The 14709-nt window shown below is 69.7% G+C and carries 16 protein-coding genes and 1 tRNA gene; 2 read left to right on the top strand and 15 right to left on the bottom strand.

The features are described from left to right. The 15 genes from VGB75_01330 to VGB75_01260 form a co-directional block, all read right to left on the bottom strand. The gene (locus tag VGB75_01330; protein HEY0165658.1) at nucleotides 1-297 is read right to left on the bottom strand and encodes a hypothetical protein; all 297 of its coding nucleotides are present in this window, start codon (nucleotides 295-297) and stop codon (nucleotides 1-3) included. Beyond that, a complete protein-coding gene (locus tag VGB75_01325; GenBank protein ID HEY0165657.1) occupies nucleotides 294-899 on the bottom strand; it encodes a hypothetical protein in 606 nt (201 codons plus the stop codon). Before VGB75_01325 ends, VGB75_01330 begins: the two co-directional genes overlap by 4 nt. Then, on the bottom strand, nucleotides 896-2017 hold the full coding sequence (locus VGB75_01320; protein ID HEY0165656.1) for a TraM recognition domain-containing protein: 1122 nt from the start codon (nucleotides 2015-2017) through the stop codon (nucleotides 896-898). Before VGB75_01320 ends, VGB75_01325 begins: the two co-directional genes overlap by 4 nt. Then, the gene (locus VGB75_01315) at nucleotides 2014-2409 is read right to left on the bottom strand and encodes a hypothetical protein (protein ID HEY0165655.1); all 396 of its coding nucleotides are present in this window, start codon (nucleotides 2407-2409) and stop codon (nucleotides 2014-2016) included. Before VGB75_01315 ends, VGB75_01320 begins: the two co-directional genes overlap by 4 nt. Beyond that, nucleotides 2409-3698, bottom strand: coding sequence for a hypothetical protein (locus VGB75_01310; GenBank protein ID HEY0165654.1), 1290 nt, complete (start codon nucleotides 3696-3698; stop codon nucleotides 2409-2411). Before VGB75_01310 ends, VGB75_01315 begins: the two co-directional genes overlap by 1 nt. 47 nt (nucleotides 3699-3745) lie before the next feature. Then, complete coding sequence (locus VGB75_01305; GenBank protein ID HEY0165653.1) at nucleotides 3746-5287, bottom strand: SCO6880 family protein; 1542 nt, start codon at nucleotides 5285-5287, stop codon at nucleotides 3746-3748. Next, a complete protein-coding gene (locus VGB75_01300) occupies nucleotides 5284-6780 on the bottom strand; it encodes a hypothetical protein (protein ID HEY0165652.1) in 1497 nt (498 codons plus the stop codon). Before VGB75_01300 ends, VGB75_01305 begins: the two co-directional genes overlap by 4 nt. Then, nucleotides 6777-7628: a hypothetical protein gene (locus VGB75_01295; GenBank protein ID HEY0165651.1), complete on the bottom strand. Its 852-nt coding sequence runs from the start codon at nucleotides 7626-7628 to the stop codon at nucleotides 6777-6779. The genes VGB75_01300 and VGB75_01295 overlap by 4 nt, the downstream gene beginning before the upstream one ends. Further along, nucleotides 7628-7768, bottom strand: a complete 141-nt coding sequence (locus VGB75_01290) for a hypothetical protein (GenBank protein ID HEY0165650.1) — start codon at nucleotides 7766-7768, stop codon at nucleotides 7628-7630. The genes VGB75_01295 and VGB75_01290 overlap by 1 nt, the downstream gene beginning before the upstream one ends. 196 nt (nucleotides 7769-7964) lie before the next feature. Beyond that, nucleotides 7965-8693: a hypothetical protein gene (locus VGB75_01285; protein HEY0165649.1), complete on the bottom strand. Its 729-nt coding sequence runs from the start codon at nucleotides 8691-8693 to the stop codon at nucleotides 7965-7967. A gap of 793 nt (nucleotides 8694-9486) precedes the next feature. Continuing rightward, nucleotides 9487-9563 (bottom strand) — tRNA-Ala (locus VGB75_01280). A gap of 89 nt (nucleotides 9564-9652) precedes the next feature. After that, nucleotides 9653-10390 (bottom strand): hypothetical protein, encoded by a 738-nt coding sequence (locus VGB75_01275; protein ID HEY0165648.1) that lies wholly within the window; start codon nucleotides 10388-10390, stop codon nucleotides 9653-9655. Between the two features lie 190 nt (nucleotides 10391-10580). Then, nucleotides 10581-11204 (bottom strand): GNAT family protein, encoded by a 624-nt coding sequence (locus tag VGB75_01270; protein ID HEY0165647.1) that lies wholly within the window; start codon nucleotides 11202-11204, stop codon nucleotides 10581-10583. Nucleotide 11205: 1 nt separating this feature from the next. Further along, a complete protein-coding gene (gene glp, locus VGB75_01265) occupies nucleotides 11206-12546 on the bottom strand; it encodes a gephyrin-like molybdotransferase Glp (protein HEY0165646.1) in 1341 nt (446 codons plus the stop codon). Between the two features lie 72 nt (nucleotides 12547-12618). Further along, nucleotides 12619-13539, bottom strand: coding sequence for a UTP--glucose-1-phosphate uridylyltransferase (locus VGB75_01260; GenBank protein HEY0165645.1), 921 nt, complete (start codon nucleotides 13537-13539; stop codon nucleotides 12619-12621). 18 nt (nucleotides 13540-13557) lie between these two features. Between VGB75_01260 and VGB75_01255 the strand changes: the two genes are divergently transcribed. Then, nucleotides 13558-14109, top strand: coding sequence for a 5-formyltetrahydrofolate cyclo-ligase (locus VGB75_01255; GenBank protein HEY0165644.1), 552 nt, complete (start codon nucleotides 13558-13560; stop codon nucleotides 14107-14109). A gap of 123 nt (nucleotides 14110-14232) precedes the next feature. Beyond that, on the top strand, nucleotides 14233-14649 hold the full coding sequence (locus VGB75_01250) for an FmdB family zinc ribbon protein (GenBank protein ID HEY0165643.1): 417 nt from the start codon (nucleotides 14233-14235) through the stop codon (nucleotides 14647-14649). Nucleotides 14650-14709 lie beyond the last annotated feature (60 nt).

Genomic DNA, 14709 nt, shown 5'->3' with positions numbered 1-14709 from the left:
CTAGCCCAGGTGGAGCAGGGCGCGCCGGCCAGCTGCGGCGGCGTCGAGGATGGCCGTCTTGTCGAACTCCTGCGAGGGCAGGGTCGCGAGCAATCGGAGTGCGGCCCGGATCAACGCTTCGACATCGGCGTTCTCCGTCGGCACCGTTGCGGGTGGGCTGGGCGGATTGAGGTGCTCGAACGCCGCTAGGCAGAGCAGCCGGGTGCCGTTGTCGAGCTCGGTGACACTGGTCGCGGCAGCTCGGAACAGCGCCGCCGCAGCTGATTTTATTGCAAGGTTGTCGGCGTGGCTGGTCATCGGCGGGTTCCTTCCGGTGAGAGATCAGCGGTGAGCATGCCGCCGCGGCGGGTACTGAGTAGGGCGCCAGCCGGATCTGTGGATGAATCGCTGTCGGCGGCAAGGACGGCCCGCCGCTCCGCGCTGGCCGCCGGTTGGGTGTAAGCGGTCACTCGGCTTTCGGCGGGCCAGTCCTGGTGCTTGCCGGTGCGGCAGGTGCTGTCGCCGAGCCGGCTGGCCATCCGTTCGCAGAACATCGGATAGCTGTACCGCTGCCAGTCCTCGAGCAGATGCGGACCGGTCGCCTCTTCGGCCTCCCAGCGCAGAAAGGCCAGCACCGCCAACTCACGGGCGATATGGGGGTGGTGTGGCCAGCATGCTGGGATGAGGTGAGCTGGTCGCCAGGCGTAGTCGGTGTTGAGCCACACCGTGACCGCGTCGCACCAGCGCCACACCGCGGCCCGCAGGTGTTCCGGGCACGTCGCCGGCTCCCACGGTCGTGGAAGCTCGGACAGGTCTTCCAGGGCTTGCATCTGCTCAGGGTCGCCCTCGCGCAGCATCGCCAACATCTCCAGGGCTTTCAGAATGGAGCCGGATGGCTGCGGAAATCGGTTCAGGATCACCAGGACCACCCCGCTGGGGTGGAAACGCCGCCGTGCGGTTGGTCGTCCTCAGCGATGACTGACGGTGTCAGCCGATGCTGGCGCGCGTAGGCGATGGCGTCGGCGGTTCGCCGGGTGAGATCCGACGTTGCGGCCCGGTTGCCGTTGACCAGCGCGCGGGCGTCGTCCAGTTCGGCCTTGAGCAGTAGGCCGTCCTTGCCGTCGAAGCAGCGGCGCAGCTTGGCGATGATGGGCGGGGCGTTGCCGGCGACGACGAGGGCGTGTCGCTCGGGAATGCGGCGGATGTCGCCGGGGCGCAGCACGCGCACGTCCTCACCGGAGCGGGAGGTGCCGATGCCTCCGGGGCCGTCGCTGATGGTCTGGCGGCTTATTCTCACGTCGTCGATCAGGTCGGAGATCTCCTTGTAGAAGTGGATGTCCTTGCCGCCGCCGAAGATCACCAGGTTGTTGGTGAGCCCGAACAGCGATCGGGCTTCGTCCTCGCCGTAGGACACGACCATCTGCTTCCAGGTCTGGCTGGCGTAGATGAAGGACAGCCCCAGCGCGCGCTCGTTGGCCATCCGCACCCGCAACGTCGGCAGCGGAGTGGTGGAGGGCAGCTCGTCCAGGCAGGCCAGGAAGCAGGGCGTCATCCGCCCGTATGGAGAGCTGTTCGCGGTGTCCAGCGCGGTGTCCAGGACGTGCTCGGCGACCGCCGTCATCAGCGGCGCGGCCGAGGCGTACGGGTCTTCCCGACCGAGCAGGTACACCGTGCCCTGCTTGGCGATCAGGTCGGCGATGTCAGTCGCCGGCCGCTCACGTGACGGCACGCAGCGGGCTCGGATCTCGGGTTGGAAGAACAGCGACATCGCCTGCTGGACGGTGGTGACGGTGTTGCCGACGGTGTCGGCCGAGCCGTGCAGGGCACCGGCGAGCAGGCCGTCCCAGAACTTCGCGGCATGCGGGTGCTGCTGAAGTAGCTCGGCGGGCTGCTCCGCCGCGACGGGATTGGCCACCCACTCCAGAACGTGCTCGAGCGTGCGCCCAGTCAACGCGGCGGCGTGCAGGAATCCCTGCAACACCTTGGCCGTCTCAGCGGCGTAGAACCGGGCCGCGCTGTCCTGCCGGCCACCGCTCACCGCTCCGGTGACGGTTCCGGCGCGAACGCCTTCGCTCGCTTCTCGGCGACGATCGGGTCGACACAACCGGCGATCGGGTCCCACACGAACTCCGGCAACCCCGGGGCGGCGCCGAACGGGTCCAGCACGGCGATCGGGCGCGGCGGGCCACCAGGGGTGAGTGGCCGGTGGCGCCTATGAGCCGTCAGCAGCAGGTCATCCACCTTCGTCAGGGTGGCCATTCCGGCGCCTCGGTGCGCGAGCAACGCCGGTGCTAGGACGTCGAGGGTTTTGCCCGAGCCCTGCTCGCCGTAGACGCCGGTGGTCCGGTCATACCGACACCACAATTCCACGCCGTGAGGGGTCCGCGACCGCCCTAGTCGCCAGCCGATGTCGGTCGGTTCGAAGCTCATCAGCCGCTCCCCTTCGATGCTTTTGCCCCGTGAAGATCAGGACGGATGATCGCGCGAGCAGCGCGCAGGCGGCTGATTCCGAGCACCTGCTCGGCCTCGCTGCGGGTGGCCATGCCACCGCGTGCGTCACCGGGTCGCCGGTAACGCGTGACCAGCACGGCACCGGTGATCGATGCGGCGATGGCCGCCAGCTCGCATACCGCAACGCACAGGTATACCGCTACCGGCCCGGCCACCAGCGTCGCTTGGCGGTCTCCGAAGCCCTGGCCGGGACGTCCGGTCAACAACCCACCGATGACGTGACCCATGGCATCTGTCCCACTCGGCCACACCCAGCCCCGCCCGAACAACGCCGACGCTACGCCCAGCCCACACAGCGCGGCGAGCCCGAGCACCAGTAGCGCGCTGCCGAGGATCGCCACCGCGGTCTCCCAGCCCTGGCCGATCGACTGAGGGTCCCGGTGTCGCTGCTGCGGCGCGGTCATCGTGCTAGCTCCATGAACTTCTCCTGATCCACGGTCATCAGCCGATGCGCCGGACGTGGGTGATCTGCCCGGACCATTGGGTGGCCTCTCGGCCATCCGGTCGGCGCCGGACGCGTAACCGGTGAGGTCACGGATCACCTGGCCGACCGCGGTCTCGGCGCTCGGGTCGAACGGCACGTGTTGGGAGCCGACCAGGCCCCGGACCAGCAGCAGCCATCGGGAGAACACCATCGCCGCGCGGCGCTGCGCCTCGGCGCGGGGCAGCGCGGTCCAGTCGCTGCCCAGCGGCCCAAAATCGAGGGGGTTGATGCGGGCGGGCAGGCCGTGCCCGACGGCGTGCGGCTCGACCCCGAGCGCGCGGCACAACGGCTCGTACTCGTCCTTGACATCGCCCAGAATCAGAGTGCGGTACCCGAAGGCCATCATCCGCAGGCAGAACATCTTCACAGCGCCGGACTTCCCTCGCCCGGGCGCGCCGAGAAACATGATGTTCGGGTTGGTGACCCCAGCGGTGCCCTGCAGCGTCCAGGCGATCGGGTCGACGTGGAACGCGCCACCGGACAGGAAGTCGATGCCCATCTGCGCGCCGGTCGACGGGAGCCCGTCACCGGCGATCAGCGGCCACACCCCGCCGACCTGCTCCGATGTCATCCGGTAGGCCGCGACCGGGGCAGGAACCGGAGCCCAGCCGCAGGCACGGCCAGAGCGACCGTGCCTGCCGACCATCACCTGAAAGGGGTCGACGTCCTTCGCCCGGGCCGGAGCCGGTGCCAGCGGCGGCAGTTGATGGCCGAAGTCCGCCACCAGCTGCGCAACCCCTCTCCCATTGCGATGCTTCTGACCTCGGAAGCTCATTTGGAACCCCGTCGCTTCGGCAAGCCGATCTCGAGCGGGATGCAGGCGGCGGCGAACCCTGAGTCCTGGGCCAAGTCCAACCGGAGCGGCTTGAAGCCGGAGCCGGTGATGTCAGATTCCAACCGTCTGCCGAAGTCGGTGATCGACAAGGTGTCAGGCACGGTCACCGCGGCGGCGATTCCCACCCGCACGAAGGCGTTGCCGTCGGCCAGCCGGACGTCCTGGCCTTCGACCTTGGCGGCGTCGCGGCGGTGGGAGGCGCGAACCTTGAACCCGCTCTTGCGGCGGATCTCGGCCGCGAGGTCTGATGACATCGACTCAGCTCCGACCATCCGATCGGCCTTGTCGTGGCTGATCGGCTCGAAGAACACGGTCACCGAGCGCCTCTGCCCCGCTGTGGTCGGCGTGAAGACCGGTGCCAATGCCCCCATCACTGCCCCCTTGTCGGGCAGGAGGATCGTGCAAGTCGCCGAGTGCCAGGCGTCGTGGGCGTAGTAGCGCCGCTCCGGGTTGGGCGTCGACGTAGGGCCGGCAGCGGCCATCGGCAACGTCGCCGCGACGTGAGGGTCGCTCTGGGCGACGATGTCAGCCGCGGTGAGCCCAGCCCGGTCACCCGGCGCGAAGCCGGTTCGGATCGCCGCCGCCAGCGCGGGTGAGTCCAGCCAGGCCACGCTGGTGCAACCGACCGGCCCCATCAGTCGCGCTTCGATCCCGCCCATCACCCCGTACAGCACCCGGGCGCGGCCGTCGACGCCGCCGCCGGCCTCTTTGGCCTGCTTCGCGATCCGCCCTTCCGGCACGACGACCGTCACGAACGCCTCGTGCCGCACCCCGGCCTGGGTCATCAGCTGCGCCAGCTCTGCGTTAACCGCCAGCGCCAAATTCGGTGCGTCCTTGCGCAGGTTGGCCTGCAGCCATGCGGAGCGTTCGGCGCCGTCGTCGGGGACAGTGCGGATCTGTAACGCGATCACCGACACCAATTCCGCGGTCGCGGCACCATCGAGCAGCTCGGACAGGCCATTGCCCATCCGAGTCCGCGCCAGCACCTCCGACAGGCCGATGCCAGGGTGCGTGATGCGGGCGACGACCGCCCAGGTGCGCTCGCGGTTGTCGGCGACGATCGCCGGACGGGCCAACAGCGGACCGAACGGCGGCTCGTCATGGGTGCGGACACCTGACAGCACGCCGGGCAGGTCGGCCTCGTCGAACCTCTCCACGGCACCCGCAGCAGCCTTCGACTGCCAGTCAGTCCAACGCATGACAACCCCCATGCAACGAAGGAGGGAATCAATCGCCCAGCGGAACGCCGAGCGGCCCCGAACGGGAACGGCGACAAGCACAATCAGCACCGCCCACGCCGGCAGCCAACCCAGCGCGGCCAGCCACTGGCGCGCTCCTGCGGCGATCAGCAGCGGCAGGCCACCCAGCAGGATCGCGATCCACGACCCACCACCGAGGCCGAGGAACCAGCCCTGCCTATCTTTCGACCAGCCGCCGTAACGAACCGGGCTGACATGGGCATCGAATTGGCGAGTCACAGCGCGACCACCGCGGCCGTTGCCTCAGACCCGCCCGCCACGCCCGCGCCACCGGCGCCGCCGCTGGGACGAGCGCCGCCTGGCATGGGAGGCGTTGGGAGCTCAGGCATCGACCCGCCGCCAGATTCACTGCCGGCACCGCCGGGTCCGCTCCTTGAACCAGACGACCCCTTGCCGGAAGACCGACCGCGGTCGGAGCTGCGGCTGCTGCGCTCGTCGGTCGGGGTCATGCTGTAGCCCGGTGAGCCGACGCCGGCCTGGCCGAGGATGTCCGAGCTGAGATCGGCTGCCCTGTGCGCGAATGAGGTGGCGGCCTGCATGCCCATCCCGAACGCGCCCAGCGCGCTGGAAAGCCTCGATTGCGTCTGGGACTCGCCACCGGAGCGGCCATCGCCGCTGCTCTGAGTCGCGGCCGAGCTGCCGGCGGACTGGGCACCGCCGCCGATGATCCCGGACATGCCGCCAGCGTTGGACCACGACTGCCGCAGCGCCGCACCCGAGGCGGTGCCGGGCTCGACGAAGGCGAGCAGCCGGAACAGGATCATCGGGCAGCAGGCGCCGATCGCGATCACGATGCAGCCGACAACCGCCATCCCGGCGTGCGCGGTGTTGGTGGCGTTCGCGAAATCGCTAACCTGCTTGGCGTTCAGTGGGTCGCACAACGTGCCACCGCACATCAGCGGTTTGGGAGCGTCGATGACGCCGGTCGACAACTTCACCCCGACGCCGAGCACTAACGCGGCCATCGGCGAGATCAGCAGGCAGGAGAAGAACCAGCGCAGCGTCTTCCAGAACCACACCTTGCCGATCTCGCTGACGAGGCCGCCGGCCGAGATCGGGGCTGTGGCCACCAGGATGATCAGCGCGGCCTCGCGGACGAACATGATCAGCACGTAAAAGAACGCGGCCGGGATGACGATGAACACCCCGAGCACGCCGAGCACGGTGGCCAGCGTGATGTCGGTGATCTTGTCCGGGAACGACGCGCTCAGATCGACCTCGGACAGCTCCTGGACGTGCAGCATCTGCTCCAAGATTCCCTGCTCGAGACCGGAGGCCGCCGCGACGAATCCGGCCGCGAGCCCGAGGTAGGCGACCCACACGAGCCCGAATTGGGCGATGCCAATCAGGACGCGCCCTATGGACTCGCCGTCGCGGCGGATCAGAGCCACGCTTAGTTGGGTGAACATCATGATCACGGCCAGCGTGGCGCCGAGCCACAGCGTCGTCGGAAGCACCGAGCCCATCGGGCCGGCAGCGGATAAGTCGGGTGTGGTGAAGGCGTCGATGATCTGAAAGGCCAGTTTCAGCAGCCAGAGCGCGGCCGACCACAGGCCGGTCATCGAGGTAAGCCAGGCATCGCCCGCGGCGGCTGAAGCTGCGGTGCCGAGCCACTTCAGCGGGTTGGCATCGCCGAGGCCGAACGCCTCGACCTGCTGCCCAGGACACGGCAGGTGGTGGCAGCCGGCAGCGAGCACAGCGGCGCCGCTCATCGGAGGGCCTCCTGCCGCAAGTCGCGGTAGCCGACGGCAAGCGCGGTGTCGGTACCCGGCCAGACCGACGGGGCGGGCGCGGGCTCGGAGCCGGGGCCGATCATCCAGCGAGCGCCGGTCCAGACCATCCGCTGGCAGTCCGCCGCCGCCCCTCGCGCGGTCTGCTGCAGGGTCACGTCGACCTCGAAATCGACGCAGGGCAGCACGAAGTCCGCACCGACACTGCCCTTGATCAACCCCATCAGCGGGGTGGCCACGATCGCCAGCCGGCTGTTGCCACCGCCGGACAGCCCGGCGGCGTTGAAGAACTCGGCCATCGCCCGCACACCCGACCAGCTGCTAGTGGGTCCGCCGGGCAGAGCCCAGGCCCGGATGACTTCGCGGGCACCCGCGAGGGTGCTTGACTGCAGCGCGGTCTGGTCGATCGCGGCCAACTGCGCCATGGCTCCCTGTGGGGTGCGCGGGAAGCCAGTCGGAACCTTCGCCGGCCCGATGCTCGTCGGAGCGGGCAGGATGATCGGCACGCCGGGGTCGTGCGTCGACACCGGCCCGGGGTGAGAGGCGTCCTCATCGACGGTGGGCATCGGCTTGTCGGCTAGTGCGTCACGTGGGTCGACTGCGGTGCCGGATCGCATCGACGTCCCGGTACCGCCGCCCGTCGAGCTGCTGGTGCTGGTCGTTTTTTGTTCCGCCGTGTGCCCAACAGGGGCAACGGCGTAGACCACGGCCAGCACGATCCCGACGACGAGCAACACCCCTGTCGCGCCGGCGCCGATCAGCAGGGCGAGCATCTTTCGGCGGGACCACTCGGCAGCTGGTTGGTGGTTGGCGCCGCGGCGGCTGATCATCAGCAGCCGCTTCCGGTGATGCTGCTGATGATCACGTAGCCGACGACGTAGACGATGGCGCCAACCAGGCAGATCATCAGCCCGTCGAAACCGAGCCGGGCGCCCTTGGGGTGATGAGTCACCCGGCCCCAGATCAGCATCCCGACGGAGACAAGAACGAGATGGCCAGGATGGCCAGCACCCCCCACTTCACCCACGCCAGGACTTGGTCAGCCCAGCTCTGCATTCCTGGTGGCGCCTGCGGACAGACACCACCATTGGACGTCGGTGAGGGGGTGGGCGGCGCCGCCATCACCACTAGAAGCTTCGTCGCGAGCACGTCGCTCATCGCAGTCGTCACTCGGTTCCTTTCATTAGCGGCGCCGACTGCGCCGACGCGGTCGTGTCGCCTGAGTGGGTGGCGTCTAGCAGTTCCAGCAGCGCCCGGCCAACGGCAGCGACCGGCTTCGGTAAGGGGGAGCTAGTCAGACCGGTGACCTCGAGCCGGCGAACGGTAGGCACGGTCACGACGGCGTTACCCCCGCGCAGTGCCCGCAGCCGGGGACCGAGGCTGGCGCTCACCTCGCCGGGCCACCTGGCGGCGCCTACGGACGCGACGATCACCGGGCCGGTGACCGCGTTGAGGACCTGCTCGACCAGCCGCACTCCTGGCACGGTCGGGCGACACACGACCACCGTGGGCCAACCGCCGGTGGAGAGCCGGGTCAGGCTGTCGGACATCGGTGAGCCAAGGTCGATGACGACCAGGCCGTCATCCGAGGCAGCCAGCGCGGGCCAGCCGGTCAGGCTGTCGTCGCTCGCCCGCTGGTGGATAGTTACGCGGCCGCGACTACCGAGCCGCCACGCCCCGCTCGGGTCGACGCCCAGTTCGGCATCGGCTACGGCGACCAGGCCGGACCGGGTTGGATGAGCCGTCTCGACAAGGTGCGCTCCCCTGCCCACTGCGGCGGCCGCATCGGCGATCGCCAGCGCGACCGTGGACGCACCGGCTCCCGCGTGAGCCGCGACCACACTCACCCACCACTCCTCCAGCCGATAGACCGGCTGCCCGGAGGACGCGTCCACCGGCCAGCCGCCTCGTGCGGCATCGGTGAACGGGTCGGTGCGGGTCGAGGCCGCCCCACACCCGTGAGAGGCGGCCCCGACCTCCCCCTGCTTCGACGCGGCCAACGTCCCCGGCTCGGATGGCTCACGGGCTTCGACACCTGGTCAGCGCGTGTCGGGCTGCAGCGTTCATCGCCCTCGGTCGAGTCAACCGTCGGCGGTATTGGTTGGGTACCCGGTCGAGACCAGTTCGATCAGGGGTCGAGATGGAATCCTGATGAGACGGCCTATGCGCAGGACAGGTGTGGGCCACTGATCGGTGCGCACAAGTTCGTAGGCGAGCGTTCGACCGATTCCGAGCAGGCGTGCTGCCTGCGGCACGTCCAGGACGGCCGGCAACACCGCACGCTGCGAACCGCCCAGCATGGCGTTGCCCGAGGGGCCCCTCCCGACTGCTTTCCGGGTGGGAGCTCGACGATGTTGGCTACATCACTCGGGGTTGGCTGAGCTCTCATGACGATGTCCCTTCGGCCGGCCGCTTCTCGTGGCCTTCATAAGGGCAGGTCAGGAAGGGTGACCGTTAGTGCCAGACCCGGGGTCACGAATTTATAACAAATCGGGGCCAGAAGGCCCTCGCTCCTGACCACTCGCCCCTCATCGCTCGAAGCGGAGTAGCCCCAAATTCGTGCCGTTCGGATCCCAGGCGACTCGGGGAGTGCCGTGCCGTGACGACCAGTTCGAGGGTCAACTGGGGGTCAAGCCGCACCTTCCGCCTAAGCCGGAGATACGTCATCCCCGAGAATCCGGGCTTGTGTGGTGGAGCTGAGGGGATTCGAACCCCTGGCCCCCTCGATGCGAACGAGGTGCGCTACCGGACTGCGCCACAGCCCCCAACCAAGACCGAAGATTACCAGCCTGCCAATTCGACCGACCTCACCGGGCGGCGCCGTCGACTGCCCTGCGCGATCGCGGCAGCGCCGTCAGACTGCCCGGCGCATCGACCGCTCGTCGAACTGCTCCTCGACGTAGAGGCCGGTGAGGTCCACGGTGTCGGCGGCTCCGCGCAGCTGCACGTCCTCATCGTCGATCCGGACTACGGTCTCGGCGTCGGCTCGGTAGGGAAGCTGCTCGGTCGCGTCATACCCCCGGGGCTTGGCCAGGCCGGACCGCTGCTGGCGCTGCTCCCGACGTGCCCGGTCATGCAGAGCCTGGTTGCGCAGGAACAGCAGGTAGCTGGCCAGCGAGGCCGTGAAGACGAAGGTGAGAGTCCAGGCCAGCGCGCCGCCGGCTATCAGCACCCACAGCAGTCCGATGACCGTCCCGGCCGTGAGGATGGCTAGTGACCGCTGGCGGCGAGCCATCATCTGACGGCGAGCGTCGGACATGTCGGCCTTGGCGATCTGGTCGGGGTACATAACTGCCTCCAGGGCGGCGGGCACCGGACGGCGGCCCGCGGGTGGAACCTGCGGCCGCAACGGGCCCCCAGGGATGAACACTTGAGCGTGGCTGGCTGGTCGGCGGCCGGCTCGGTCCTCAGCCGCGGCCGACCGGGTGGTGTCAGCGAGGGGGCCGTGGCTGGCCAGCGCCCGCATCGCGCCGCCGAACCGGGCGACCGAGCGCTCGCCGGCGCGGTCGTCCTTGCGCTTGACGAGCATCGGTACCAGGACGATCAGCCAGAGGACGGCCAGCACCAGCACCGTCATCGTCGGCGAAATCATCCACCATCTCCTGTCACACCTGTCCCAGCTATGCAGGCAACGCTAAGACGCCGCTTCGCCCGATGTCCGCAGGCGCGCCGGGTGTCAATGTCAAGTGCCGCTTTATGGTTCGGAAGAAGGCAGAATCTCAGGCAGCTCAGGCAGCTCAGGCAGCTCAGGCAGCTCAGCGGCTCAGGCCGCTCAGTCCAGCTCAGCCCGGCGGCACCGGCAGGCCGCTCAGCCGGGACAGGGTGGTGCCGGTCTGAATCTCCTCCGTGGTGATGGCGAAGCACAGGTGGTCGCGCCAGCCGCCGTCGATGTTGAGGAACCGCTCGTGGTAGCCCTCCTGGCGCAGGCTGAGCTTCTCCACCACCCGGATGCTGGCGTGGTTCTCGGGCCGGATGTTCACCTCGACCCGGTGCAGCAGGGCCTCGGTCAGGCAGTGGTCGATGGCCAGCGCCAAGGCGGTCGGCGTGATCCCGCGGCCGGCCACCGAGGAGTCGATCCAGTAGCCGACGCTGCACGAGCGAAGCGCTCCGCGTACCACGTTGGACACGTTCAGCTGGCCGACCAGCCGGTCGCCGTAGACGATCGCGAACGGCAGCATCGTCCCGAGCCTTGCCGCCGAGCGCAGCCGTGACAGCGCCCGGTGGTACTCGGCGACCGAGTTGCGGCTGTGCCAGGACTGGCTTGAGGTCGGCTCCCACCTCGCCAGCCATTCGGCGTTGGCCATCCGGCTGCGGCTCCAGGCTCCGCCGTCGCGCCGGCGCAGCGGTCGCAGCGTCACGGGTCCGGCGGTCAGCACCGCCGGCCAACCCGGATGCAGCTGCGACATCTCAGCGCTGGGCGAGCATCAGCGGCTGAACTGTCACCCGCGAACCCGGAACCACCTCGGTCACGTCCTCATCGATGACGACCAGGCAGTTCGACGCGGCCAGCGCGGCGACCAGATGCGAGCCGGCGCCCCCGACCAGCGACACCGAGTACCGCCCGTCCGGCTCGCGGTGCAGCAGGCCCCGGCGGAACTGCCGCTTGCCCTCGGGGCTGTCCATGCGCTCCAGCGCCATCGCCTGGATGCTCTGCCGGTGCACGTTGCGCTTGCCCAGCAGCTTGCGGATGGCCGGACGGACGAACACCTCGAAGGACACCAGCGCCGACACCGGGTTGCCCGGCAGGCAGAAGATCGGCGTGCGCTCGCGGCCCAGCGTGCCGAAGCCCTGCGGCGAGCCCGGCTGCATCGCGACATCGGTGAACTCGACCGTGCCGAGCTGGCTGAGGGCCTCCTTGACGATGTCGAAGGCGCCCATGCTCACCCCGCCCGAGGTGATGATCAGGTCCGCGCGCAGCAGCTGGGAGTCCAGCACGTCGAGCAGGCGGGCGTGGTCGTCAGGGATGATGCCGACCCGGTAGGCGTCGGCGCCGGCGTCGCGGGCCGCGGCCGCCAGCATGTAGGAGTTGGAGTCCGACACCTCGCCGAACCCGGCCTGCTTGCCGACGTCCACCAGCTCCGAGCCGGTCGAGATCACCACCACCCGGGGACGCGGCTGCACCATCACCCGGTCGTGCCCCACCGCGGCGAGCAGCGCGATCTGCTGGGGCCCCAGGACCGCCCCAGGCGCCAGCGCCAGCGCGCCCGCGGCCAGGTCTTCACCGGCCCGCCGCACGCACTCGCCGCTGCGCACCGGGCGGTTGATCTGCACCCGGGCCACCCCGCGGTCGGTGTGCTCGAGCGGGATGACGGCGTCCGCGCCCGGCGGAATCGGCGCTCCGGTCATGATCCGCATGCACAGCCCCGGCCCCATTCCAGACACCGACCGGGCGCCGGCCAGCACGTCGCCGACGACCGGCAGCGAGACCGGCTCGGCCTCACTGGCCTGCCGCAGGTCCACCGCGCGGACCGCGTAGCCGTCCATCGCGGCGTTGTCGAAGCCGGGCAGCGGGGCGTCGGCCACCACCTCCTCGGCCAGCAGCAGCCCCTGGGCGTCCAGCAGCGCCAGCTGGATGGGGTCGATCGAGCCGATCGTCGCCAGCACCTTCTCCAGCTGCTCGGCCACCGGGCGCAGGACCGGCCGGCTCGCGACGGCAGGCGGCGAGGGCTGCTGCCCGGCGTCGGCAGCCTCTGCCGGCGGCGCCACCGGGATGGTCTCGGTCGGCCAATCGCTGCTGCTGTCGCTCACTTCGGTGCGCTCCTACGGCTCGGGCGGCGGTGCGGGGGCCGGTGCATGCGGTCCAGAGAGTGCTGACACCTGCTACTTCAGGGTGCGGACGAATTCTGCCAACCAGCCGGAGAAGTCCTCGCCCAGCTCAGGATGCTCACACGCCAGCCGCACCACCGCACGCAGGTAGTCCTGCCGGTCACCGGTGTCGTAGCGGCGCCCGGAGAACACGACTCCGTGTATCGGCACCCCATCCTGCCCCAGCACCCGCATCGCGTCGGTCAGCTCCAGCTCGCCACGCGCGCCCAATTCGGTGCGGCGCAGGGCGTCGAAGATTCCCGGCGGCAGCACGTACCGCCCGATCACAGCCAGGTTGGACAGCGCTTCCTCAGGCTTCGGCTTCTCGATCAGCGTCTCGATCTCGATCACGCCGTCGACGACCTCGCCGGCCGGCTTGATGCTGCCGTAGAGCGAGATGAACCGGCCCTCGACCTCGATCAGGCCCACCACGATGCCACCGGTCTCGGCCTGCACGTCCAGCATCCGGGCCAGCAGCACGTCCCGCTCGTCGATGATGTCATCGCCCAGCAGCACCGCGAACGACTCATCGCCCACGAACGCCTCGGCGTAGGACACCGCGTCGCCGAGACCGCGAGCCTCACGCTGGCGGGTGTAGTGCATTCGCGCGAGGTCGGTCGAGCGGCGGATGCGGGCCAAGCGGTGCTTGTCACCCTTGCGCTCCAGGGCGTCCTCGATCTCCGGAGCGGCGTCGAAGTGGTCCTCGATGGCCGACTTGCCCCGGCCGGTGATGATGAGGACGTCGGCCAGCCCCTCCCGGGCCGCCTCGGCGACGATGTATTCAAGCGCCGGCACGTCCACCACCGGCAGCAGCTCCTTGGGCACCACCTTGGTCGCCGGGGCGAATCGGGTGCCGAGGCCGGCTGCCGGAATGACTGCCTTGCGGGCGCGCCGCCCAGTCGAGTCAGCGGGTCGGATCTGCGCGTCGGAACTCATAACAGCGAGACTAGTCAGGTGACCGACAAGACCGCGCTGCGCTCGGCCGTCGCGGCGGCCCGGGCCCAGCGCGGCGAGCAGGAGCGCTCTGATGACCGGGCCGCGATCCGCGCCCACGTGCTGGCAGGTTGCCGGGCCGGGCGGGTCCAGCCGGGCAGCCTGATCGCCGCCTACGAGCCCCTGCGCACCGAGCCCGGCTCGACCGAGCTGCTGGCCGCGCTGGCCGAGGACGGCCACCGGTTGATCGTGCCGGTCACGCTGGCCGACCGCGACCTGGACTGGACCGGGTGGAACCCCACCGGCAAGCCCGGGCCGCGTCTGGGCCTGGACGCCATCGCCGCCGCCGCGCTGGTGATCGTTCCGGCGTTCGCGGTCGATCTGGCCGGGCGCCGGCTCGGCCGGGGCGGCGGCTCCTATGACCGGGCGCTGGCCAGGGTGAAGCCCGGCACGCCGGTGGCCGCGCTGCTCTACAGCGACGAGCTGCTGCCCGAGGTCCCCGTCGACAGCTGGGATCTGCCGGTCGGCTCGGTCGTGACGCCGGACGGCTGGCGTGACCTGACCGGCGGTTGAGCAGCGCACGCGGGGGCCGAGTGGACGGCAGAGCGGTCCATGCCGCACCATTGTTAGCAGTCACCGGACGAGAGTGCTAAGTCCGTCGAACACCGCACGATGCGAAAAGGAGTCCTGACACCCATGCCGACGTACCAATACGCCTGTACCAGCGACCAGTGCGGCCTGCGCTTCGAGCGGGTTCAGGCCTTCACCGACCCCGCTGTCAGCGAGTGCCCGGACTGCAGCGAGCGGGTCCGCAAGGTGTACAGCTCGGTGGGCGTGGTGTTCAAGGGGTCCGGCTTCTACCGCAACGACAGTCGTGAGGCCGCCAAGACCGGGGCCAGCGCCAAGTCCGACTCCGACGGCGCGGCGAAGAACGGCAACGGCGGCAAGGACACCGGCAAGGCCGATGCGGCCAAGAGCGAGTCCGGCTCGGGCTCGGCCAAGTCTGCTGAGTCCTCGGGCTCGGGGTCCTCGGGCTCGGGCAAGGGTTCAGCAGAGTCGTCTTCCAAGGGCAAGACCGAGTCCGCCAAACCGGCCGCGTCCGTCGCCAGCTGAGCACGCTCTCGCCTCAGCCGTCACCGGCTGTGGACGGCGGGGAGTTGTCCACAGATTGAC

This window comes from Jatrophihabitans sp., assembly GCA_036399055.1.
Lineage (GTDB): Bacteria > Actinomycetota > Actinomycetes > Mycobacteriales > Jatrophihabitantaceae > Jatrophihabitans_A.
Note: the sequence above shows the minus strand (reverse complement) of the source record. Positions and strands in the feature narration are given on the sequence as shown.

Coding starts and splice junctions, on each gene's coding strand:
- VGB75_01290 (HEY0165650.1), bottom strand. CDS start 7,768: ATGCTGATCTGGGGCCGGGTGACTCATCACCCCAAGGGCGCCCGGCTC.
- VGB75_01260 (HEY0165645.1), bottom strand. CDS start 13,539: ATGAGTTCCGACGCGCAGATCCGACCCGCTGACTCGACTGGGCGGCGC.
- VGB75_01315 (HEY0165655.1), bottom strand. CDS start 2,409: ATGAGCTTCGAACCGACCGACATCGGCTGGCGACTAGGGCGGTCGCGG.
- VGB75_01300 (HEY0165652.1), bottom strand. CDS start 6,780: ATGAGCGGCGCCGCTGTGCTCGCTGCCGGCTGCCACCACCTGCCGTGT.
- VGB75_01295 (HEY0165651.1), bottom strand. CDS start 7,628: ATGATCAGCCGCCGCGGCGCCAACCACCAACCAGCTGCCGAGTGGTCC.
- VGB75_01330 (HEY0165658.1), bottom strand. CDS start 297: ATGACCAGCCACGCCGACAACCTTGCAATAAAATCAGCTGCGGCGGCG.
- VGB75_01250 (HEY0165643.1), top strand. CDS start 14,233: ATGCCGACGTACCAATACGCCTGTACCAGCGACCAGTGCGGCCTGCGC.
- VGB75_01275 (HEY0165648.1), bottom strand. CDS start 10,390: ATGATTTCGCCGACGATGACGGTGCTGGTGCTGGCCGTCCTCTGGCTG.
- VGB75_01270 (HEY0165647.1), bottom strand. CDS start 11,204: ATGTCGCAGCTGCATCCGGGTTGGCCGGCGGTGCTGACCGCCGGACCC.